The 21,503-nt window shown below is 68.1% G+C and carries 25 protein-coding genes; 7 read left to right on the top strand and 18 right to left on the bottom strand.

Features of this window, described 5'->3' with window-relative positions:
• Nucleotides 1–183: 183 nt before the first annotated feature.
• Nucleotides 184–756 carry a hypothetical protein gene (locus C454_RS08575; RefSeq protein WP_004974590.1) on the top strand — a complete coding sequence of 191 codons (573 nt, stop codon included), beginning with the start codon at nt 184–186 and terminating at the stop codon, nt 754–756.
• Nucleotides 757–779: 23 nt separating this feature from the next.
• Here the strand turns inward: C454_RS08575 and C454_RS08570 are convergent, their stop codons facing one another.
• The 9 genes from C454_RS08570 to C454_RS08530 all read right to left on the bottom strand — a co-directional run bounded on the left by C454_RS08570 (nt 780) and on the right by C454_RS08530 (nt 7,615).
• The gene (locus C454_RS08570) at nt 780–1,280 is read right to left on the bottom strand and encodes an ester cyclase (protein WP_004974589.1); all 501 of its coding nucleotides are present in this window, start codon (nt 1,278–1,280) and stop codon (nt 780–782) included.
• A 159-nt stretch (nt 1,281–1,439) separates the two neighbouring features.
• Nucleotides 1,440–2,513 carry a methionine synthase gene (locus C454_RS08565; RefSeq protein WP_004974588.1) on the bottom strand — a complete coding sequence of 358 codons (1,074 nt, stop codon included), beginning with the start codon at nt 2,511–2,513 and terminating at the stop codon, nt 1,440–1,442.
• Nucleotides 2,510–3,517: a vitamin-B12 independent methionine synthase gene (locus tag C454_RS08560; protein ID WP_004974587.1), complete on the bottom strand. Its 1,008-nt coding sequence runs from the start codon at nt 3,515–3,517 to the stop codon at nt 2,510–2,512. The genes C454_RS08565 and C454_RS08560 overlap by 4 nt, the downstream gene beginning before the upstream one ends.
• Before the next feature lie 59 nt (nt 3,518–3,576).
• Nucleotides 3,577–4,173, bottom strand: a complete 597-nt coding sequence (locus tag C454_RS08555; RefSeq protein ID WP_004974586.1) for a HemK2/MTQ2 family protein methyltransferase — start codon at nt 4,171–4,173, stop codon at nt 3,577–3,579.
• A complete protein-coding gene (locus C454_RS08550) occupies nt 4,170–5,402 on the bottom strand; it encodes a mechanosensitive ion channel family protein (protein ID WP_004974585.1) in 1,233 nt (410 codons plus the stop codon). The genes C454_RS08555 and C454_RS08550 overlap by 4 nt, the downstream gene beginning before the upstream one ends.
• Before the next feature lie 9 nt (nt 5,403–5,411).
• The gene (locus tag C454_RS08545) at nt 5,412–6,275 is read right to left on the bottom strand and encodes a 16S ribosomal RNA methyltransferase A (protein WP_004974583.1); all 864 of its coding nucleotides are present in this window, start codon (nt 6,273–6,275) and stop codon (nt 5,412–5,414) included.
• 42 nt (nt 6,276–6,317) lie between these two features.
• Entirely contained in the window at nt 6,318–6,911 is a 594-nt protein-coding gene (locus C454_RS08540; protein WP_004974581.1) for a DUF655 domain-containing protein, read from the bottom strand.
• 53 nt (nt 6,912–6,964) lie between these two features.
• Nucleotides 6,965–7,321, bottom strand: a complete 357-nt coding sequence (locus tag C454_RS08535; RefSeq protein WP_004042989.1) for an RNA polymerase Rpb4 family protein — start codon at nt 7,319–7,321, stop codon at nt 6,965–6,967.
• A gap of 3 nt (nt 7,322–7,324) precedes the next feature.
• Nucleotides 7,325–7,615, bottom strand: coding sequence for a 50S ribosomal protein L21e (locus tag C454_RS08530; RefSeq protein ID WP_004974579.1), 291 nt, complete (start codon nt 7,613–7,615; stop codon nt 7,325–7,327).
• Nucleotides 7,616–7,738: 123 nt separating this feature from the next.
• Between C454_RS08530 and C454_RS08525 the strand changes: the two genes are divergently transcribed.
• Nucleotides 7,739–8,899, top strand: coding sequence for a cystathionine gamma-synthase (locus C454_RS08525; protein WP_004974578.1), 1,161 nt, complete (start codon nt 7,739–7,741; stop codon nt 8,897–8,899).
• 116 nt (nt 8,900–9,015) lie between these two features.
• Complete coding sequence (locus C454_RS08520; protein ID WP_004974577.1) at nt 9,016–9,273, top strand: hypothetical protein; 258 nt, start codon at nt 9,016–9,018, stop codon at nt 9,271–9,273.
• 57 nt (nt 9,274–9,330) lie between these two features.
• On the opposite strand, the gene C454_RS08515 is transcribed toward C454_RS08520, so the two are convergent.
• The 8 genes from C454_RS08515 to C454_RS08480 all read right to left on the bottom strand — a co-directional run bounded on the left by C454_RS08515 (nt 9,331) and on the right by C454_RS08480 (nt 15,316).
• The gene (locus C454_RS08515) at nt 9,331–9,597 is read right to left on the bottom strand and encodes an elongation factor 1-beta (protein WP_004969379.1); all 267 of its coding nucleotides are present in this window, start codon (nt 9,595–9,597) and stop codon (nt 9,331–9,333) included.
• Nucleotides 9,598–9,599: 2 nt separating this feature from the next.
• Complete coding sequence (locus C454_RS08510; protein WP_004042997.1) at nt 9,600–9,779, bottom strand: HVO_2753 family zinc finger protein; 180 nt, start codon at nt 9,777–9,779, stop codon at nt 9,600–9,602.
• Between the two features lie 83 nt (nt 9,780–9,862).
• Nucleotides 9,863–11,146, bottom strand: coding sequence for a tripartite tricarboxylate transporter permease (locus C454_RS08505; protein ID WP_004974575.1), 1,284 nt, complete (start codon nt 11,144–11,146; stop codon nt 9,863–9,865).
• Between the two features lie 181 nt (nt 11,147–11,327).
• Nucleotides 11,328–11,666 carry a 50S ribosomal protein P1 gene (gene rpl12p / locus C454_RS08500; protein ID WP_004974573.1) on the bottom strand — a complete coding sequence of 113 codons (339 nt, stop codon included), beginning with the start codon at nt 11,664–11,666 and terminating at the stop codon, nt 11,328–11,330.
• A gap of 21 nt (nt 11,667–11,687) precedes the next feature.
• Nucleotides 11,688–12,737 (bottom strand): 50S ribosomal protein L10, encoded by a 1,050-nt coding sequence (locus C454_RS08495; protein WP_004974571.1) that lies wholly within the window; start codon nt 12,735–12,737, stop codon nt 11,688–11,690.
• Nucleotides 12,734–13,372 (bottom strand): 50S ribosomal protein L1, encoded by a 639-nt coding sequence (locus C454_RS08490; RefSeq protein ID WP_004969375.1) that lies wholly within the window; start codon nt 13,370–13,372, stop codon nt 12,734–12,736. Before C454_RS08490 ends, C454_RS08495 begins: the two co-directional genes overlap by 4 nt.
• Before the next feature lie 305 nt (nt 13,373–13,677).
• Nucleotides 13,678–14,157, bottom strand: coding sequence for a 50S ribosomal protein L11 (locus C454_RS08485; protein WP_004974570.1), 480 nt, complete (start codon nt 14,155–14,157; stop codon nt 13,678–13,680).
• Between the two features lie 94 nt (nt 14,158–14,251).
• Nucleotides 14,252–15,316, bottom strand: coding sequence for a zinc-binding metallopeptidase family protein (locus tag C454_RS08480; protein WP_004974569.1), 1,065 nt, complete (start codon nt 15,314–15,316; stop codon nt 14,252–14,254).
• Nucleotides 15,317–15,466: 150 nt separating this feature from the next.
• On the opposite strand from C454_RS08480, the gene C454_RS08475 reads away from it, so the two are divergent.
• From C454_RS08475 to C454_RS08465, 3 genes are all read left to right on the top strand, one after another.
• Entirely contained in the window at nt 15,467–15,802 is a 336-nt protein-coding gene (locus C454_RS08475; RefSeq protein ID WP_004974567.1) for a hypothetical protein, read from the top strand.
• A 108-nt stretch (nt 15,803–15,910) separates the two neighbouring features.
• On the top strand, nt 15,911–16,999 hold the full coding sequence (mvk, locus tag C454_RS08470; RefSeq protein WP_004974564.1) for a mevalonate kinase: 1,089 nt from the start codon (nt 15,911–15,913) through the stop codon (nt 16,997–16,999).
• Nucleotides 16,996–17,742, top strand: coding sequence for an isopentenyl phosphate kinase (locus C454_RS08465; RefSeq protein ID WP_004974562.1), 747 nt, complete (start codon nt 16,996–16,998; stop codon nt 17,740–17,742). The genes mvk and C454_RS08465 overlap by 4 nt, the downstream gene beginning before the upstream one ends.
• 12 nt (nt 17,743–17,754) lie before the next feature.
• On the opposite strand, the gene C454_RS08460 is transcribed toward C454_RS08465, so the two are convergent.
• Nucleotides 17,755–18,501 carry an MBL fold metallo-hydrolase gene (locus C454_RS08460; protein WP_004974559.1) on the bottom strand — a complete coding sequence of 249 codons (747 nt, stop codon included), beginning with the start codon at nt 18,499–18,501 and terminating at the stop codon, nt 17,755–17,757.
• Nucleotides 18,502–18,595: 94 nt separating this feature from the next.
• Here C454_RS08460 and C454_RS08455 point away from each other — a divergent pair, with 94 nt between their 5' ends.
• Complete coding sequence (locus tag C454_RS08455) at nt 18,596–21,442, top strand: ATP-dependent helicase (protein WP_004974556.1); 2,847 nt, start codon at nt 18,596–18,598, stop codon at nt 21,440–21,442.
• Nucleotides 21,443–21,503 lie beyond the last annotated feature (61 nt).

Below are 21,503 nucleotides of genomic sequence, written 5' to 3'. Positions count from 1 at the left end.
AGCGGCGGCCACGTCTCCCCTCTCGTCCGCGCTCCAGCCGACGGGGACGCTCCCGTCGACAATGGAGTGTGCGAAGGACTATCATCAGTCACACCAGGACTGCCGGCGACGACCGTCACCGCGACCTGACCGTCCACCGCGCGGCGAACAACGGTTTTCTCGTCGCCCGGCGAAACGTGTCACATGGTCGAAGTTGAACTCGTACTCCTCGCGCTCGCGGCGCTGTTCGTCGTCGGCGCGGTGGCGATGCTCGGCGCGACCGCGGTGGCGGCGTGGACGACCGCGCGACTGGCGGCGACGCTCTCGACGCTCGTGCGTCCGGTCGTCCTCGGGCCGACCGACATCCGCGACGTCGAACTCCGCGTGGCCGGCCTGCGCGCGCTCGACCACGTCGATTCGGGCGTCGTCACGAACGTGGTCCCCGAGCGGCGGCGCGGAGCGAGCGGTTTCGCCCGCTTCTCTCGCCGGGACGGCGTGCGACTCGACCTCGCGCTCGCGACGCCCGACGACCGGACCGCGACGGTCTGGGTTCCGGTTCCCGAGGCGCTGACCGGCGGCTCGCGGTTCGAACGCATCGCCGCGGCGTGCGACGTGCCACCCGAAGAGATTTCAGACGCCGTCGGGACGGAGCTTCCGTTAGTCCGCGGTGCCGACGGCGGGTGGCGAATCGGGAGTGAGGGCAATCGCGGGCTCGGTGGTGCCGACGTCGGAGACGACGCGACCCGAGAACGCTCGTTCGAGCCCGAGCGCGTCTAACTCGGTCTGTCGGCTCGACCGCGTCACCGGCCGCCGCCGAGGCGCGACCGAATGCGCCGGGCCGCCAGTTTGGCGACGACCCGCGGCCCCGGCGGAAGCAACCCGAGTTGGCGCGCGATTCCCATCAGGTTCACCAGGTTCCACTGCTCGACGATGCGGCCGTCTTCGAGTCGGAAGACGAAGAACGCCGGTTGCTCGAACGACTTCCCGGTCGGGACGAGGTTCCCCCACGGCTCCTGCGGCGTCCCCCGCGCCGTGAGCCGCATCATCACCCGGTCGCCCTCGCCGACCGCGTCTTCGACAGCGAGGGTCCAGTCCGGAACCGCCCCCCGGAAGCCGAGTATCTGGTCGACCAGCGCGTCTCTCCCCACTCTGTCGACGTCGACGCCCAACTGGTGAGTGACGACGTCCTCGCGGACCAACTCATCGGCCGCCGCCGCGTCCCCCTCGTTGACGAACTCCTCGACGTATCGGCGGCACAGTTCGACGTTCGTCCGTTCCGGTGCGACTGATTCGGTGCCCATACCGAGCGATACGCTATGTGCTATGTTAACATTTATTTCACGTGCAGGACGGGGAGACACTCACGGCGGCGAGAACGCGATGGGAGTCTGCGACTCTGGGTTCGATACGGACAAGAAAGACGAACGGGGAGTTGTTCGGGCGCTCGGACACTCAGCCGCTCAGTCGGCCTGCGGGACGGGCGCGTCGAGGTCGATTTCGCCGGCGTCGAGTTCGGCTTCGACCTCGCGGGCGGCTTTGACCATGTTCTCCGTCTTCTGGTAGGCGACTTCGCGGGGGAGGAGCTTCACGCCGCAGTCGGGCGAGACGGTGAGCTTCTCCGGCGGGACGACCTTCAGACCCTGCTTGATGTTCTCCTTTATCTCCTCGACGGTCTCGACTTCGGTGGTGTGCACGTCGAGGACGCCGAGCGCGAGGTCCGGCTCGAACTCGGGGTCGGTGAACACGTCAATCTGCTCGTAGCCGCCGTTGCAGAGTTCCACGTCGAACTCGTCGATTGGGTAGTCGTTGAGTTCGGGGTAGATGCGGGAGTAATCGCCGTAACAGACGTGGAGGCCGATGCGGACCTCGTCGGAGATGCCCGCGACGATGCGTTCGAGACACTCGCCGACGATGGCGTGGTCGTCCGGCGTCGTCGCCAGCGCGGGCTCGTCGATCTGGATGTAGGTCGCGCCCGCCTCGACGAGCTTCTCGATTTCCTCGTTGACGAGGTCGGCCAGCGCGTACGCGAGGTCGGCCTCGGAGTCGTAGTGCTCGTTGAACGACCAGCTAGCCAGCGTGTACGGGCCCGTGATGGGGACCTTGACGGGCTTGGAGGCCACGTCGCTCGTGAACTCGAACTCGTCGACCAGCCACGGCTCGTCGTACTCGACCTCGCCGACGACCGAGGGCTTGTCGAAGTAGTTGTGGCCCCACACCTTCACCGGGCCGTTGAACTCGTAGCCGGGGATGCGGTGGGCGAAGTACTCGACCATCTCCTCGCGGCGCATCTCGCCGTCGACGACGGTGTCGAGGCCGGAGCGCTCGTGCTCGCGGGTGATGACGCGACAGGCGTCGTCGTGGGCCTCGTGGAGGTGCTCCTGGGTGAACTTGGAGTCGGGGTCCTCCGCGAGGTCGTTGGCGCGGTTGAGCCACTTGGGCTTCGGGTAGGAGCCGACGACGGTGGTGAGCAGGAAGTGCTCGTTTTCGTGGCCTTCGGGGCGGAACTGCTCGCGGTTCTCGGCGTCGCGGCTCATGCTTCCACCTCCAGTTCGTCCTCGGTGGCGGCCGCGAGGGCGGCGAGTTTCTCCGTCGCGCGGTTCTCCGGCAGGTAGAACAGTTCGGTGTTGGAGGTCACGTAGGCGGTGTCGAACGTCTGGCTCTGGACGTTGTCGAGGGTCCACTCGACGCGCTCGCGGACCGTGTCGGGGTCTTCGACCAGCGTGTTCTGGCCGTCGACGAGGCCCAGGGCGATGTCGTCTTTCGTGCCGTACTCGTTGATGTTGTAGAGCGTCTGGTCGCGGTCACCGGCGACGAAGTCGAAGCCGATGGCCTCGACGTCGGCGTCCATGAGGTGCGCGTAGACCTTCTCGTCGAGCGCGCCCCAGTAGGTGTGGACGACCACGTCGGCGTCGGTCGCGTCGGAGACGGCGGAGATGGCCTCGGCGACGCGCTCGTCGACGTCCTCGCCCGGCGGCGAGAACACGAGCGAGGGTTCGAGGAGGAACAGCGTCTCGTGGTCGGGGAAGGCGTCGACCTCGCCGGCGAGGAACTCGCTGACTGCGCCGAGGAAGTCGGCCTCGTCGCCGTAGTGCTCGTCGGTCGCGAGGTCCGAAAGCGAGTACGGGCCGGGGAGGACCGCCTGCAGCGACTCGTCGCCGAGGAGGTCGGCGGTAGCGTCGAGTTCGGCCGCGACGTCGCCGGAGAAGGTGAGTTCGCCGCGGACCTGCGGGTCGCGGTAGAAGTTGTTGTTGTCGTAGTAGCGGACGATACCGCCGGTCTCGACGTTCTCGTGGACCGTCAGCGGGTGCGCGAGCATGTCGTCCCAGCGGAGTTGCGCCTCGACGACGCGGTCGAGACCGGCGTCAGTCTGTTCGGAGACGACTTCCTCGCGGGCGCGGTCGTACGCGCTCACGATGTCCGCGCCCTCGTTACCGGAGATGAGGTCGTGTTTCTGGTGACCCTTGAGGTCGGAAAGCTCCTGTTTCGCCCAATCCGGGAGGGGATACAGTCCCGGTGTCGTCGAGACGAGTTCAGTCATCACTCCTGGCTAAGAAATGACGGCCTATAATATTTCCTGTATCAACATATGCGCATTGGTTATTCCAACGCGAGCACCGTGAGGGTCTCGTAGGGGTACGACTCCTGGACGACGACCTCGTGGCCGAAGCCGTTCGCCTCGGCGCGGGCGAGCACCTCGTCGTAGCCCGTGAAGCTACTCACGAGGAGGAAGACGGTCCCGCCGGGCTTGAGGACGCGGCCGACCGTGTCGAGGAACGGGTCGATGATTTCGCGGCCGTCCTCGCCGCCGGTGAGCGCGACTTCCATCCAGTCGTCGCGCGCGGCTTCGAGGTCCTCGGGGAGGTACGGCGGATTGAACGCCACCGCGTCGAAGGCGTCGTCGCGGAACGGCTCGACGAGGCTCCCGCGAACGACCTCGAAGCCGCGGCCGCCCTCGGCGCGGATGGCTGCGGCCCGCTCGGCCGCCTGCCGGCAGGCGTGTGGATTGAGGTCGCTCGCGACCACGTCGGCGTCGGTCTTCGTCGCGAGTTGCTCTGCGACCCAGCCCGAGCCGGTGCCGACTTCGAGGACGCGTCCCGAGACGCGCCCGACCGCGGCCTGCGCGAGCAGTCCGGAGTCCTCCGCGGGCTGGTAGACGGAGGTGTTCATCCCGCGGCGCTCGGCGAGGTCGGTCATTCGTCGGCCTCCGTGGAACCAGTCGAGGCGTCGCCATCGGCCTCACCGCCCTCGACGCCGCCGTCGGCTTCGGGGCTCGCCTCGGGCCTCGTATCGGTGAGCGGAATCGGCCCCGAGGGGTCGCGCTCGGACAGCGCGCGCTGCGGGAACGGGATGGTGATGTCCTCCTCGGCGAACGTCTCGCGGACGGCCGAGATGGTCGCCGTGCGGGCGCGCCACCACCGGCGGGCGCTCGGGCGGTCTATCCACGGGCGAACCCCGAGGACGACCGCGGAGTCGTCGAACCGCTTGGCGACGACCTGCGGCTTCGGCACCGAGAGCACCTCGTCGAGGTCTTCGACCGCCGCCTGCGCCACGTCCGCGGCGTGGTCGATGTCGGTCTCGTAGTCGACGCCGACCTCGACGTCGAGGCGGAGTCGACCCTTTCGGCTCCGGTTGACGAGGCTCTCCGAGCTCACCACGTCGTTCGGAATCATCACGAACTCGCCGTCGAACGTCTGGATGCGCGTGTTCACGACCGTGATTTCGGTGACGATACCCTCGTGGTCGCCGACTTCGACCCAGTCGCCGATTTCGAACGGCCGGGAGAACATGATGACGAAGCCCGCGATGAGCGCGCCGAGGGTCTGTCTCGCCGCCATCCCGACCACGATGCCGAGGAAGCCAGCGCCGACGAGGAAGCCGCCGAGGTCGGCCCGCCAGATACCGAGGATGACCGCGAGCGTCGCGAGGTAGGTCGTCACCTGCGCGATGCGGTAGATGATTTCGCGCTGGTGGTCGGAAATCTCCGGTCGCGTGCTCGCAATCTCGCCGATGAACCGACCGAGGACGCTCGTCAGGACGTACGCGCCGACGACGAACGCCGCCGACAGCGCGATGCGGACGAACGTCTGCCTGTTGAGGTCGTACTGCGCCGAAATCGTGCCGATGTCGCCCGACAGCGACCAGACCGCGAAGACGAACGCACCGCCGCCGGCGACGACGACGAGTCGGAGCACCGTCACCGAGAGGTGCCACACCGGCATCGAGACGGCGTCGACCTCCTTGTCGTGGAGTCGCGCGCCGAGTCGCCAGACGGCGACGACGGCAACGGTCACGAGGAGGCTCGCGGCGACGCGAAGCTCGAACGTCGGGAACAGCGACGCGATGTCGAGAACCGTGTCGCTCTGGAGGGGCGTGCCGGCGGAGGCGAGACGAGAGAGGGTCACGGCGAGCGCGGGGCGTATCATGGAGTTAGGTTACCGGCCGACCGACGCGGCGAGTTCCGCGAGTTCGGCGAACTCCGCGGGAGCCATGTTGCCGGCGCGCTTTCGGAGCACGTCCTCGTCGGCCGCCTCGACGACCGCTTCGGGGTCCGACAGCCCGGAGATGTGCGCCGTGTTTCGGATGCCGTTTCTGATGGTCTTCCGTCGCTGGGTAAACAGCGCCTTCACGAAGTCGAGGAAGAACGCCTCGTCTTCGACCTCGTACTCCGGGTCGCGCGGCGTGATGCGGACGACGACGCTCTGGACCGCCGGCTTGGGGTCGAACGCCTCGCGGGGGACGTGCTCGCAGACCTCGACGTCGCCGTAGTGCTGGGTGCTCACCGAGAGGCGGCCGTACTCCGAGGTGCCCGCCTCGGCGGCCATCCGCTCGCCGAACTCCTTTTGGAACATCAACACCAGCGGCTTCCCGCGGGGGAGCAGCCGGAACGAGATCTCCGAGGAGATGCCGTACGGGAGGTTCGAGACGCACGCGGTGAACTCGGGCAGGTCGACCTCGAGCGCGTCGCCCTCGACGACGGTGAGCCGTCCCGCTTCGACCTCGTCGGCGAACTCGCGGCGCAGGTGCTCGGCGAACGTCCGGTCCTGTTCGACGACGGTGACGCGGTCGGCGACGCCGAGCAGTCGGTCCGTGAGGACGCCCGGCCCGCCGCCGATTTCGAGGACGTGCGAGCGGTCCGCGTCCTCGGGGAGGTACGTCGGGATGCGGTCGACGACGCGGTCGTCGACGAGGAAGTGCTGGTCGTGGTCCGGGTTCCCGCGAGCGCCCGCCCGCCGGATGAGGGCGTCCGGGTCGCGCGCGCGGGCCCCGCGGACCTGTTCGCTGCCGTCGCTCGTCATTGGGAGAGGTATCGTGCGGGAGCGGGTAAAAGTCCCGTTCCGCTACCGCCCGTCGCGTCCGACGAACGTCTTGTACTTCACGTCGTTGTCGCGGAGTTCGTCGAGGATGCGCTCGACGATGACCTCCTTCGGGCGGTGAAGCCCGGAGACCCGCTCTTCGAGGTCTTCGAACGACTCGAACGGTCCCTGCCGCTTGCGCGATTCGAGAATCTTGTCGCGGAGCTTCTTCCCGATGCCGGGAAGCAAGTTGAGCTGGTGGAGCCGCAGGGTGATGGGCTGTGCGTCGTTGTAGAAGTCGACGAACCGCCGTTCGTCGGCCTCGACGATGTCCTCGACGACGTAGTCGACTTCGGCCGTCGCCGTGTTCGAGAGGTCGCCGTACGAGAGTTCTTCGACGGACTGAATCAGCTCGCGGTCGGCGACCGGCGAGACGACGAGCCGGTCGCCGATGCTCACGTCGGCGTCTTCGACGAGGGTCAACTCGAGGAGACGGAAGTCGGACTCTCCGAGCGCGTACGCGATGGGTGCCGCGTCGAAGCGCCGTCGGTCGTCTCCCTGACGCCCGTGGCGGAGTACGTCGAGTACGACGACGTACTCGGTCGTGGCGTCGGCGTCACCGCTCTCCGTACGTGTCATGCCAGTAGTTACGGCGAGCCGATATTTAAATAGTTGGCCGCGCTGTCACGCGGTCAGACGTACTTCGCGACGACGTTGAGGATTTCGTCGAGTTCGTCGCCCGAGAGCGCGTAGCGCTGCTGGGCGAACACCGCGCGAAGTTCGTCGCGCGACTGCGGGAGGAGGTCCGCGATTTTGATGGCGGTCGGACCGTCGACCTTCTCGAGCTCGGCGAGCTCCTCGACGAGTTCGCGAGATTCCTCGGGGTCGAGGTGGGCGAACCGGTTGACGTGTTCTATCGCACGGGCCAGTTCGTAGCGCATCTCGCGCTCTTCGTCGGCGGCGCGTTCCGCCTCAACCTCGGCGAGCAGTTCCTTGACCTCGGAGGTCGTCAGATACTCCTCGTCGAGCTTTTCTTTGAAGATGGTCATCGCTTACTGCTGGGCGCGCAGGTGAGCGGGTCGGACGATGACCGTCTTCTCTTTGCCGCCGTCGTTGATCTGCACCTTGAACGCGCGGCCCTGCTTCCCGAGGACCTCGCCGGTGAGACCGTTGAAGCGCGGGTGGAAACGACCCTCGCGAACGCTGGGGTCGATGTTGAGGTGGACCTTCTGGCCCTCCTCGAATTCCGCGATAGCGCGCTGCGGCGGCGAAGTGCCGCGCTCGCGCGGCTTGTTCGAGAGCTTTCCTCGCGTCCCCTTCATCGGACCGTTGGAGCTCGGCATAGTCGTGAGAACGAATACTTGCGTCGCCATTATAAATTGCACGTTACGAACCGCGCGTGTGTGTCCCCCGCGTGGTCGCGCGGGAGGGACGGACTTAACCCGAGTCGGCGCGGCGCTTCTCGTATGTCCGAAGACGAGCGACGCATCGAGACGCGCGCCATCCACGCGGGACAGGAGCCCGACGAGGAGACGGGGGCGCTCATGACGCCCATCTACGCGAACTCGACGTACGCCCAAGACGGGCCGGGTGACCACCGCGGCTACGAGTACTCCCGCACGGGGAACCCGACGCGAACCGACCTCGAATCGAACCTCGCGGCGCTCGAACACGGCTCGCACGGCCGCGCCTTCTCCTCGGGGATGGGCGCGATAAACACCGTGCTCAACCTCCTCGAAGCGGGCGACCACGTCGTCGCCGGCAACGACGTCTACGGCGGCACTCACCGCATCTTCACGCAGGTCTACGAGAAGTACGACCTCGAGTTCGACTTCGTCGACACCACCGACCACGACGCCGTCCGCGACGCCGTCCGCGACGAGACCGAGCTCGTGTGGGTCGAGACGCCGACGAACCCCCTCATGCGCGTCAACGACATCGAGGCGCTCGCCGACATCGCCCACGAGGTCGACGCGCTGTGCGCCGTCGACAACACCTTCGCCACGCCGTATCTCCAGCGCCCGCTCGACCACGGCGCGGACATCGTCTCGCACTCGCTGACGAAGTACCTCGGCGGCCACTCCGACGTCGTCGGCGGCGCGCTCGTCACCGACGACGCGGACCTCGACGAGGAGATAGCGTTCTACCAGAACTCCGTCGGCGCGACGCCCTCGCCGTTCGACTGCTTCCTCGTCCTCCGCGGGACCAAGACGCTCCCGGTCCGGATGGACCGCCACTGCGACAACGCCCGCGAACTCGCCGCGTGGCTCGACGACCACGAGGCGGTCTCCGAGGTGTTCTACCCCGGCCTCGACTCCCACCCGCAACACGACCTCGCGGCCGAGCAGATGGACGACTTCGGCGGAATGCTCTCGTTCGAACTCGACGGCTCGCTCGAACAGGCCTCGACCGTCGTCGAGGAGACCGAGGTGTTCACGCTCGCCGAGAGCCTCGGCGGCGTCGAGAGCCTCATCGAACAGCCCGCGGCGATGACTCACGCGGCCATCCCCCGCGAGGAGCGACTCGAAGCGGGCCTCACCGACGGCCTCATCCGCGTCTCCGTCGGCATCGAGCACATCGACGACATGAAGGCCGACCTTCAGCGAGCGTTCGACGCGGCGTTCTGAGCGTCGGAGTCCGCGTCGACTCGTCCTCACGCGCCCTCGCGCGCTCGCACACCGGTCGTTTCCGAAAGTTGAGAACGCGGGCAAGGGTTATTGAATAGCACGAAGAATAATGAGGTATGTCCCAGGAGTCAGTCACCCTGAGCGCGGAGTCCGTACAGCGACAGAGCTACGCCGAACCGACCGACCGCGTGATGGTCGATTCCGACGACCACGAGGGGTCGAGCCACAGCGCCGAGCAGTTCGGTATCGGGCTGGCCATCGGCTTCCTTCTCGGCGGCGTCGCGGGCGTCATCGGCGACTCCCTGGCCATCGGCGTAATGCTCGGGCTCACGTTCGGCGTCGTCCTCGGCGTCTACTTCATGGAGCGCCGCTGACGGCGGTCGAACGCGGTCGCTCCGGGGACGAGACTTCGAAAAAGGTCGGTCGTCAGTTCAGATACGGCCGACGTTCTCGACGGAGACGCTCTCGACGCCTTCGACTTCGATGAACGCCTCTTCGACGGCCTCGGTGCCACCGGCGTCGTCGGGGACGATGACCGTCGGCAGGAGGGCGACGAGTCCGAACGCGACGTCGTCGCGTTCGAAGCCCTTGATCTTCGCACCCTCGGGCAGGGAGTCTTCGAGCGCGTCCTCGAGGTTGTCGAGGTCGAGCTCGGGGCTGTTCGGCATGACCTTGATTTTAGCAGCTACTTTTCCCATGATTATGGACCCATGAATCCGCAGTCGGGGCACTCGTAGAGGTTGCTCTGCTTGCGGCACTTGGAACAACGCGAAATCTCCTGGCCACAGTCGGGGCACTTGAACGTCGCCGCGCTCATGCCGGCGATGTTGATGCCACAGGACACACACTGGTGCGCGTGTCGCTGTTCGGACTCGCTCATACGCTCATAAACCGGCGCGCGACTTTTAACCGTTGTCTTTCCGGGTTCTGCTGGGGGAAATCCGTGTCCCGCGTGGACACGACTCACCCGAGTACCAGCGGCCCCATGAGGACGCACATCAGGTGGACGCGCCGACAGCCGAACCGAACGGGGAGATGGCCGACAGCCCCGGCGACGGCGAGGACGACGACGCCGCCGACGCCAGCGAACGCCCACGAGAGAACGACGAGGAGGGCGCAGACGGCGGTGACGAGTCGGCGCTGGTCGAGTCTCCCGACGAACGCGAGCGCCCGGTCGCCGACGACAGGCACCAACACCGCCCCGCAGAGACCCGAGACGACCGTCACCGGCACCGCGAGGCCGAGGCCGGTCGGGAGCTTCGCCTCCGTGAGTGCGACGAGCGCGCCCGTTCTGGGCGTCCCCAACCCGGCGAGGGCGAACAGCGCGAACACCGTCGTCGCCGTCGTGGCGGCGCTCGTCGCCGTGACGTAGGCCCGGGTCGACTCGTCTGGGTCGGTTCTGGGGAGCGCCGCGAGCGCGAGCGTGCCGGCGACTCCGGCGGAAACGCCCGGGAGGTAGCCGACGAACGCCCCGCCGCCGGCACCCGCCGCGACGCTCCGCGCGACCGAACGCGGCGAGGTCGCGAGCGCGGCGTCACCCTGCGGTGGGACGCCGGCCCCGCGTCGCGCCGCCAAGAGGACCGGAACACCGAACAGCCCGGCCAAGAGCGGGGCCAACACGCCACCGACCGGAAGCGGTCCCCCGAACGGCCGGTCGAGAACCGCGAGACCCAGCCCCGTCGAGGCGACGATGGTCACGCAGGCCGCCAGTTTGGCCCGCCGACTCGGTTCGGTCCAGACGAGCGCGGCGGCGACGGCGGCGAGCACCACCCACAGGTGGTCCCGGACGACGGGATAGCCCTCGACCAGTACCTCGGTGAGCGGCACCGCGACCGGCACCGCCAGACAGAGCGCCGCGCCGCTACCGAGCGCCGACAGCCTGAGCGCTTCGCGTCCCCGCCCGCCGAGAACGAGTTTGTGCGCCGGCAACGCCCCCGGCGCGAGCGCGGCGTCGGGCACGCCGAGCGTCAGCGCCGGCACCACGTCGAGGAAGGTGTGGACGGTCGACGCGGCGAGGACGGCGGCCGCGACGGCGACCGGCGGGCCGGGGAACTCGGACGCGACGCCGGCGAGGAGCAGAGCGAACGCGTTCGCGTGGAGGCCGGGAATGAGGCCCGAACAGGTCCCGAGGAAGACGCCGACGACCACGCCGAGGAGGGCGGCGGTCGTCGGGTCGGCCGCGACGGGCGACGCGAGCGCCGCCGCTCGAGCGAACAGGGAGACGACTGCCCCGCCGGTGAGGAACATCGCGCCGGAGTGGCCGCGGCTTTCGATATGAAGCTACGCGCTCGGCACCGGCGCTGACGGTGGCGCGGCCCGCGTCCGAATCGGCGAACACGCGACCGGAACTGCCGCTGGTGAGTTGCGTCGAAAGAAATCGGAGTTTCGAAGCGAGCGTCGCCGCGGATGCGGCTGAGTCTCGCAGGAGTTAGCCGAAGAGCGCGCCGAGGCCCTCGCCGTCGGCTTCTTCGTCGTCGTCGTCGTCGTCGCCGCCTTCGTCAGCGGCCTCTTCTTCGGCGTCTTCCTCGTCGTCGTCGTCAGCGGCCTCGACCTCGCCACCGGCGGAACCGCCCGCGGCGGGCGCGGGGGCAGCGGCGGCCGTCTCGATGGCCTCTTCGATGTCGACGTCCTCGAGCGCGGCGACGAGCGCCTTGACGCGGGACTCCTCGACATCGACACCGGCGGCCTCGAGGACCGCGGTGATGTTCTCTTCGTTGACCTCTTCGTCCGACTCGTTCAGGATGAGCGCAGCGTAGACGTATTCCATTGTTGTGTACCTTGTGTGTTGTTAGAACAGGGAGCCGAGGGCGTCGCCAGCGTCTTCGTCGTCGTCGCCGTCGTCTTCGGCGGCGTCTTCGTCGGCGTCGGCGTCTGCCTCGTCGGCGTCCGCTGCTTCTTCGTCAGTCGATTCTTCTTCCTCGGCGGCACCCGTGTCAGCCGCGGACACGCCGCGGAGTTCCTCGGGAAGCGCCTCTTCGTCGTCGATGTTCGCCGCGAGCGCCCGAAGCTGGGCGTCCGCCTTCGAGATGAGCTCGGGCATGAAGTCCGGGCTCTCGATGTTGGCGAACAGGCCGACGGCCTTGGCCTCGCTCGTCGCCTTGGCGATGAGCGTCGGCGCGGTCTGAGCGGTCGGGTAGACCGCGTTGACAGAGAGGTTCGTCGCGGCGGAGACGGCCGACTGGATGTCGGCGCGGTACTCGTCCACGTCGATGGCGAGTTCGTCGGGCTCGAACAGGACGCCTTCGGAGAAGACGCCGCGGAGGTCGAGACCGACCTCCTTGGGTTCGATGCCGAGTTCCGCCAGGACGTTCGCGAGTTCCTCGGAGACTTCCTCGCCCGCGGAAAGGACGTTGGAGTCTTCCGTCACCTTGATCGAGCCGTCCATGATGCGGGCGGACGCCCCGACCTGCTGGAGTTCGCCGACGAACGGACCCGGGTCGACACCGGTGTCACCCTCGGGGATGACGATGTCGTTCGGGGCGACTTCACCGGCGTTGATGGGCGCGGGCGTCTTCGACGCCTCGAGCTCCTTGTACAGGGCGAACGGGTTGTCGTTCGTGCCGATGAGGGCGACCTGCCCGGCGATGTACTCCTTGAGTTCCTCGAAGCCGTCGTCGACTTCGTCGAGCGCGCGGTTCGCGAGCGTGTTACGGCTCATGCGCACCGCGGCCGAGCCGTGAAGCTCGCGGCGCATGGCCTGGAGCTGGCGGCTCGGGATGCCCGCGACGCCGACGACGCCGACGGATTCGTAGGATTCGATGAAGTCGACGAGCTCGTCGACCTCTTCACGCTTCCACTGCGGGATAACCTCGGTCTGCCGAACCTCGGACTCGCTCATGCGGGCACCTCCACGGACGGCCCCATCGTCGTCTTCACGTAGACGGAGTCGATGTTGAGCGGGCCCTTTTCGAGCGTCGCCTCGAGACGACGGACGATGACGTCGATGTTCTCCGCGATTTCGTCGGGCGTCATGTCGTCTGCGCCGACGCGCGTGTGGAACGTGCGACGGTCGCGCGAGCGGAGCTGCACCGTGTTCTTCATCCGGTTCACCGTCTCGACGACGTCGTCGTCGGGCTGAAGCGGGGTCGGCATCTTACCACGGGGACCGAGCACGGTACCGAGGTAGCGACCGATGTCCTGCATCAGTCCAGCCTCGGCAACGAAGAAGTCGGTCTCGTCGGCAAGGTCTTTCGCCGCATCGGTGTCGTCGCCGAAGTCTTCGAGCTCGTCGGGCCCGAGAACTTCGTCGGCGACATCCTCTGCGCGGAGCGCGGTTTCACCGGTCGCGAACACCACAATCTGGGTGTCCTGGCCGGTGCCAGACGGGAGCACGATGCTCTCGTCGACACGCTTCGACGGGTCGTTAAGATCTAAGTCTCGCAAGTTCACGGCGAGGTCAACCGTTTCGCGGAAGTTCCGCCCGGGTGCCTCGTCGAGTGCGCGAGAGACTGCGTCAACTATTGTGTCTGCCATTATTCACCTCCGTAGTACGCAGGATTGCTCCTACGGGTCAGTGAAACAGGCTACTGCCTGCCTCGTCCGGCAGGACGAGTAGGCTCAACTTAAGTCCGTCGAACCACGGGAGCCGAAACCCCCGAATTCGGGGGTTTCGCGTGCCACAGCCACACATGCGAACTGGCGAGCACGCGAGCGATGTGCGGTCGTCGACGGTCGAGTCGCTCCGGGTCGAGTCGGGTCCGTGGAGAGAAGAAAGCGGGCCGAGTCGACTCGGCCCGACGGAAAGGGCGGTTCGAACCGCCGAGACGGTTCCGAGACGATTACTCGTCGTCGAAGTGGTTGTCGAAGTCGCCGCCGTCGATACGCTGCTTGAACGTGCGGGCGTCTTCGCCCTCGATGGTGACGCCGAGGGACGCGCACGTCCCGGCGACTTCCTTCGAGGCGTTCTTGAGGTCGTACGAGAGCAGGTCAGAGGACTTCTGCTCTGCGACCTTCTTCAGCTGTGCGATGGACATGTCGGCGACGAAGTTCTTCTGGGGTTCGCCGCTGCCGGTGTCGAATCCGACCTCGTCCTTGATGAGGGCGGCCGTCGGCGGGACGCCGACCTCGATGCTGAACGAGCCGTCGTCGTCGTACTCGACGGTGACGGGGACTTCCATGCCGTCGAAGGCAGCCGTCTGTTCGTTGATGTCGTTGACGACGTCCTGCACGTCGACGGGGGTCGGGCCGAGTTCCGGGCCGAGCGGCGGACCGGGGTTCGCCTTCCCGCCGGGAACGAGTACTTCGATAGTTCCAGCCATACGTGGAAACACCGTGTGGCGACTTTTAACGGTTTTCTTTCGCCCGGAGGCGTGTGCGACAACTACGCACAGCGCGGGGGCGCCGTCCGCCCGCCTACAGTTCGACGCCGAACGAGTCCACGTCGCCCGCGAGCGCGGCCATCGACCCGAGCAGTTCGGCCACGTCGTCGAGGTCGCTCGTGGAGACCACTTCGACGGGCGTGTGCATGTAGCGGTTCGGGATGCCGATGTTGAGCGAGGGGATACCGGAGCGACTCGTGTAGAAGGCGTCCGCGTCGGTTCCCGTGCGGATGCCGGCGGCCTGCAGTTGGACGCCGATGTCGGCGTCCCCGGCCGCGTCGCGGGCGAGCGAGACGACGTTGGGGTGGTTCGCGCTCCCGCGGGAGACGACCGGCCCCTCGCCGAGTTCGACCGGGCCCTTGCGCTTGCCGGGCACGTCGGGGTTGTCCGTCGCGTGGGTCACGTCGACGGCGACCATCGCGTCGGGGTCGAGGTCGTAGCCGACCATCTTCGCGCCCTGCACGCCGACTTCCTCCTGAACCGTGCTGACGGCGTACACCGTCGCGTCCACGTCGGCCTCGACGGCGGCGCGGAGGCCCTCCGCGGCCGACCAGGTGCCGACGCGGTTGTCCATCCCGTTGGCCGCGACGCGGTCGCCCGCGAGGTCACGGACCCGCGCTTCGACCGTCACTGGGTCGCCGACCTCGACGTGGTCCTTCGCGTCGCCCTTGCTCGTCGCGCCGATGTCGACGAACTGCTCTTCGAGGTCGTCGTACTCCTCGCTTCCCACGTCGCGGAGGTGGATGGCGGTCTGGCCGATGACGCCGGCCACGTCGCCGCCGTCGCCGTGGACCGTCACGTGCTGGCCCTTCGAGACGGTGCGGTCCGCGCCGCCGATGGGACCGATACGGACGAATCCGTCGTCGTCGATGTCGCGGACGATGTAGCCGATTTGGTCCGCGTGGCCGGTGAAGGCGATTTCGGGGCCCTCGCCGGTTCCTTCGTGGACCGCGACGGCGTTGCCGTAGTCGTCGACCGTCACGTCGTCGGCGAACTGCGAGACGTAGTCCACCCACACGCGCTGGCCGGCGACCTCGTAGCCGGACGGACTGGGTGTGGTGAGCAGGTCTTCGAGGAAGGCGCGTCGGTCGTCGTCCATACGGGAGGTTCGCGGGCGGCGGAACAAGAACACAGCGAATCCAGCACACCCCACCGGGCGTCACCGCGGGGCGAGGTCGTCGTGTCTCACGGCGACCCGCGTCGTCCCGTCGCCACAAGGCATATCCATCTTGTGAGCGTACTGATGGGTATGGCCGACTTCACCCTCTTCGAGGTCCACCTGCACGACGGTTTCGAGTTCAGCCCGACCAACAGCGCGCCGCTCCTCTCCAAGCGCGGCGGCGACGAGGCGGCGGCACTCGAAACCGAGGACGAATCGTACGACGACTACGACGCGGAGCTCGACGCCGACGAGACCGACGAATCCGAGTCGAGCGGCGGCCCCGGTATGGCGCTGCTCGTCGGGTTCGTCCTCCTCGTCGGCATCGCCGCGGCGGTCCGCTACATCCGCGGCGGCGGCGACGACCTCGACGAACTGGCCGACCTCGACGACGAGGAGCGCGACGAAGTCGAAATCGACGCCTGAGCCGGCGGCTCCGAACGCCGTTTTTCCGCGACCGTTCCCACCGACGATCACCGCCGGGTTCGGCCGCGGTCGGATACCCTTAAGCGAATCCCGTAGCAACTCCGGGGTATGACCGTTTCGAGCGCTCCCGGCAAGGTGTACCTGTTCGGGGAGCACGCAGTCGTCTACGGCGAACCGGCGGTCCCCTGCGCGGTCGAGCGCCGGGCGACCGTCACCGTCGCCGCTCGCGACGACGACCACGTCCGCGTCCGCGCCGAGGACCTGAGTCTCAACGGCTTCACCGTCGAGTACCGCGGCTCGACCGGCGACCGGCCCGACGTGGACGTTCCGGCACCGCTCGTGGAGGCCGCGATGGGTTACATCGACGCCGCGGTCGACCAGGCCCGCGAGGCCGCCGACGCGCCCGACGCCGGCTTCGACATCACCGTCGAAAGCGACATCCCGCTCGGGGCCGGCCTCGGCTCCTCCGCGGCGGTCGTCGTCGCCGGCATCGACGCCGCGACCCGCGAACTCGGCGTCGAACTCGCGCCCCGCGAAATCGCAGAACGCGCCTACCGCGCCGAACACGAGGTCCAGGACGGACAGGCCTCCCGCGCCGACACCTTCTGTTCCGCGATGGGCGGGGCCGTCCGCGTCGAGGGCGACGACTGCCGGACCATCGACGCGCCGCCCCTCCCGTTCGTCATCGGCTTCGACGGCGGTGCGGGCGACACCGGCGCGCTCGTCTCCGGCGTCCGCGCGCTCCGCGAGGAGTACGACTTCGCCGCCGACACGGTCTCGACCGTCGGCGACATCGTCCGCCGGGGCGAGGAACTGCTGGCCGAGTCGGACCCCGACGCCGACGAACCGCCCGAGGAGCTCCTCTCGGAACTCGGCCGCTTCATGAACTTCAACCACGGCCTGCTCGAAGCCCTCGGCGTCTCCTCGCGCTCGCTCGACTCGATGGTGTGGGCCGCCCGCGAGGCCGGCGCGTACGGCGCGAAACTGACCGGCGCGGGCGGCGGCGGCTGTATCGTCTCTCTCGACCCGACGCCCGAGACCCAGACCGCGCTCCGGTTCACCCCCGGTTGCGAGGACGCCTTCCGCGCCGAACTCGCCACCGAGGGCGTCAGAGTCGAGGTCCCGCCCGAAGCGGACGCGGAAGCAGAGGCAGAAACGGACCCCGAGCGCGAAGGAGACGGAGGGAACTCGGCGTGAGCCTCGTCGTCCTCAAACTCGGCGGGAGCGTCGTCACCGACAAGGACGAACCGGAGACGGTGGACGAGGAGGGACTGGCGGCCGCGGCGGACGCGGTCGCGACCCTCGCCGAGTCGGGCCGCGTCGTCGTCGTCCACGGCGGCGGGAGCTTCGGCCACCACCACGCCGCCGAACACGGCGTCTCCTCGGAGTCCGGAAGCCACGACGCCCGCGGCGTGCGCGCCATCCACGACGCGATGAAACGACTCAACGACGCCGTCCTCGACGCCCTCGCGGGCCGCGGCGTCTCGGCCCTGCCGGTCCATCCGCTCTCGGCCGGCGCGCGCGAGGCCGACGGCTCGCTGTCGCTTCCCCTCACGGCGACCGAGACGATGCTCGACGAGGGCTTCGTCCCGGTCCTCCACGGAGATGTCATCGCGCACGCGGGCAAGGGCGCGACCATCGTCAGCGGCGACGACCTCGTGGTGTCGCTCGCGTCCGGACTCGGCGCGGACCGCGTCGGGCTCTGTTCGACCGTCCCCGGCGTCCTCGACGCCGGCGGCGACGTGATTCCCGAGATTACGGCGTTCGCGGACGCGGCCGACGCGCTCGGCGGGTCGGAGTCGACCGACGTGACCGGCGGCATGGCCGCGAAGGTCAGAAAACTGCTCGCGCTCGGCGCGCCGGCGCACGTCTTCGGCCCCGAGGGGCTGTCGGCGTTCGTCGCCGGCGAGTCGCCCGGGACCGTCATCCGCGGAGAATAGTCGGACTCGAACTCAGAGTTCGACGACCAAGCCGTCTTTTGCGACCCGAACCTCGCCGTCGAACCGTTCGCTCACGCTCGCTCGGAGGTCGTCGGTGACGCGGTCGGCGTGCGGGTAGAGGTGCGTCAGGTAGACCGAATCGATGTCCCAGCCGGCGAGCGCCTCGCCCACCTGCGACGGCGTCGGATGGTTCGACACGTCCACGTCGTCCGGGAACGAGCAGTCGTGCGCGAGGACGCTCGCGCCGTCGGCGAAGTCGCCGAGGGCGGAGAACGCCTCTGTGTCCCCCGAGAAGACGAAGTCGGCCTCGCCCCGCTCGTTGCTGAAGCGGTAGGCGAGCGTCGGCATCGAGTGGCGGACCTCGAACCCCATCACGTCGAAGCCGGCGACGCCGAACTCGGTCGGCCCGACCTCCCGAACCTGCACGTCGAGGCGTCCCTTTAGGTAGTCGTGAACGTCGAACAGCCCCTCGACGAGGTCCTCGGTTCCCTCGGGGCCGACGATTTCGAGTCGGTCCTGTCCGGCGAGCCACCGGGCTTTCACGAGCGCCATCAGGTCCGACACGTGGTCGAGGTGGTGGTGCGTGAGGAGGACAGACGAGACGCCCTCGTAGCCGACCTCCGTCTCCGCGAGTCGGGCGAGGACGCCCGACCCGCAGTCCACGAGGAGGGCGTTGCTGTCCGATTCGAGGAGGAGCCCGGTCTGGGCGCGGCCGGTGACGGGCATCGCACTACCGGTTCCGAGGAACGTGACGCGCATGCGCCGAGATACCACGGCGGCGGCGTTAGTCCTTGCGCCCGCTGGCTCGGCCGCGGGCACAACCCTCATACCCGCGCAGGCTAACCCCGAGGTAATGACCCGGCGCGGCCGCTCGCTTCTCGCGTCGAGAGGCGGCGACTACGAGTTCGACCCCGAGTCGGTGACGGTCGCCGACGAGGACGTCCTCGACCTGTTGGATCCCGCCGTCCAGGAGTGGTGGGTCGACCGGTTCGGGGAGTTCGTCCCCGGCAACGGCGGCTTTTTCACCCCGCCCCAGCGCGGGGCCATCCCGCGCATCCACGACGGCGACAACGCCCTCATCTGCGCGCCGACGGGGTCGGGCAAGACCCTCGCCNCCCCGCCCCAGCGCGGGGCCATCCCGCGCATCCACGACGGCGACAACGCCCTCATCTGCGCGCCGACGGGGTCGGGCAAGACCCTCGCCTCCTTCACGGCCATCATCAACGAGCTGTTCCGCCGGGAGCGCGAGTCGCCCGACGGCCTCGACAACTCGGTGTACTGCCTCTACGTCTCGCCGCTGAAGTCGCTCGCCAACGACATCCACCGGAACCTGACCGAGCCGTTAGAGGGCATCGCCGACATCGCCGCCGACCGCGGCGAGACGGTCGACATCAGACACGCCATCCGCCACGGCGACACCTCCTCGGCGGACCGCCAGAAGATGCTCTCGGAGACGCCGCACATCCTCAACACGACGCCCGAGACGCTGGCGATTCTGCTCAACTCGCCGAAGTTCAAAGAGAAGCTCCGAACCGTCGAGTACGTCGTCGTCGACGAGATTCACAGCCTCGCGGAGAACAAACGCGGCACCCATCTGTCGGTGTCGTTAGAGCGGCTGGAGGACCTCGCCGAGTCGTCGCCGACGCGCATCGGCTGTTCGGCCACCGTCGAACCGCTCGACACGGTCGCGGAGTTCCTCGTCGGCCGCGAGGACGGCGAGCCCCGCGACTACGAACTCGTCGACACGCGGTTCGTCCGCGACTTCGACGTGCAGCTGGAGTGTCCGACCGACGACCTGATTCGGACGCCCCGAAGCGAGGTCCAGAGCCGGTTTTACGACCGCCTGCACGACCTCGTCGCCTCGCACACGAACACGCTCGTGTTCACCAACACGCGGTCGGGCGCGGAGCGCGTCCTCCACAACCTCCGCGAGGGGTTCGACGACATCGACGAGTCGAACTCCGGCTGTCACCACGGGAGCCTCTCGAAAGAGCGCAGACAGGAGATAGAGTCGAAGCTGAAAGCCGGCGAGTTACGCGTCGTCACAACTTCTACGAGCCTCGAACTCGGCATCGACATGCCCCACATCGACCTCGTGGTGCAGGTCGGCTCACCCAAATCCGTCGCCGCGCTCCTCCAGCGGGTCGGCCGCGCGGGCCACCAGCTCGGCCAGACGGTCGAAGGGCGCGTCATCGCCCTCGACAGGGACGAACTCGTCGAGTGCGCGGTGATGCTCTCGAAGGCCGAGTCTGGCTTCGTCGACCGGGTGTTCATCCCCGAGAACGCCTTCGACGTGGCCGCCCAGCAGGTGTACGGGATGGCCATCAACGCGATTCGCCCCGAGTCGGAACTGCGGGAGACGCTCCGGCGGGCCTACCCGTATCGGAACTTCTCGGACGACGACTTCGAGCGCCTGTTCCGCTATCTCACCGCCGACTACGACGGTCTCGAAGACAAGAACGTCTACGCGAAAATCTGGCGCGACACCAACGACCCGCCGGACGGCGAACACCACTACGAGGAGTACCCCGTCGGCGAGCACCTCATCGGCAAGCGCGGTCGGATGGCCCGCGTCATCTACATGACCAACATCGGCACGATTCCGGACTCGTTTACCTGCGACGTGTTGGTCCGCGGGGCCGACCAGTGGGTCGGCACGCTCGACGAGGGTTACCTCGACACGCTGGAGAAAGGCGACGTGTTCGTCCTCGGCGGCGACCACTTCGCGTACCGCTACCGCCGCGGGTCGAAGGTGTACGTCGACCGCACCGCACAGCGCCCGACGGTCCCCTCGTGGTTCTCCGAGCGCCTGCCGCTTTCGTACGACCTCGGCCGCGAACTCGCGGCGTTCCAGGCCGACCTCGTGGACCGACTCGACGCCGGCGGCGCGCCCGCCGTCAGGTCGTGGCTCCGGGAGTTCCCGCTCGACGAGAACAGCGTCCGCGCCGTCACGCGGATGTTCGACGAGCAGGTCAGGTACGCCGGCCCCGAGAGCGTGGCGGCCCCGGACAGACTCGTCGTGGAGACCGAACTCGACCGCGACACCTACCGCCGGCACTTCTACGTCCACTGCACCTACGGCCGGCGGTTCAACGACGGCCTCTCGCGGCTCCTCGCGTACCACGCGGCCCGCCGGACGAACGCGAACGTGCAGGTCGCCGTCGCCGACAACGGCTTTTCGCTCTCGATGCCGCTCAACCGCAAAGTCGACCTCGCGGGCGTCCTCCGCGACCTGACACCCGAGGAAGTCGAAGCCGACCTGCGGGCCGCCCTCGACGGGACCGACCTCCTGAAGCGCTACTTCCGCATCAACGCGACGCGCTCGCTCATGATTCTCAAGCGCTACAAGGGCTACGAGAAGTCCGCCGCCCAACAGCAGGTCTCCTCGGAGATGCTGCTGTCGTTCGCACAGGACCTCGACGAGTTCGCCGTGATAGAAGAGACCTACCGTGAGATCCTCGAAGACAAACTCAACCTCGCCGCCATCGAGGACGCGGTTGCGGCGATTCAAACGGGCGACGTGGACGTGGTCGGCCACCAGGTCTCGTCGCCGACGCCGCGGGCGTTCGGCCTCGCCACGCTGACCGCGAGCGACGTGGTCCTCGCCGAAGACGAGAGCGCGGCGCTCCGGGAGTTCCACGAGCGCGTCAAGGCCGAAATCGGCGACGACGAGGCGGACCTCGGCATCGACGTGGACTGACGGGCGACGGGTCGGCGAGTCGGCGGGGCGGCGGGCCGACGGTCGGTGCGCCGCCGAGACG

This window comes from Haloferax gibbonsii ATCC 33959 (assembly GCF_000336775.1).
GTDB classification, from domain to species: Archaea; Halobacteriota; Halobacteria; order Halobacteriales; family Haloferacaceae; genus Haloferax; species Haloferax gibbonsii.
This window is presented reverse-complemented; position numbering and strand designations above follow the sequence as displayed.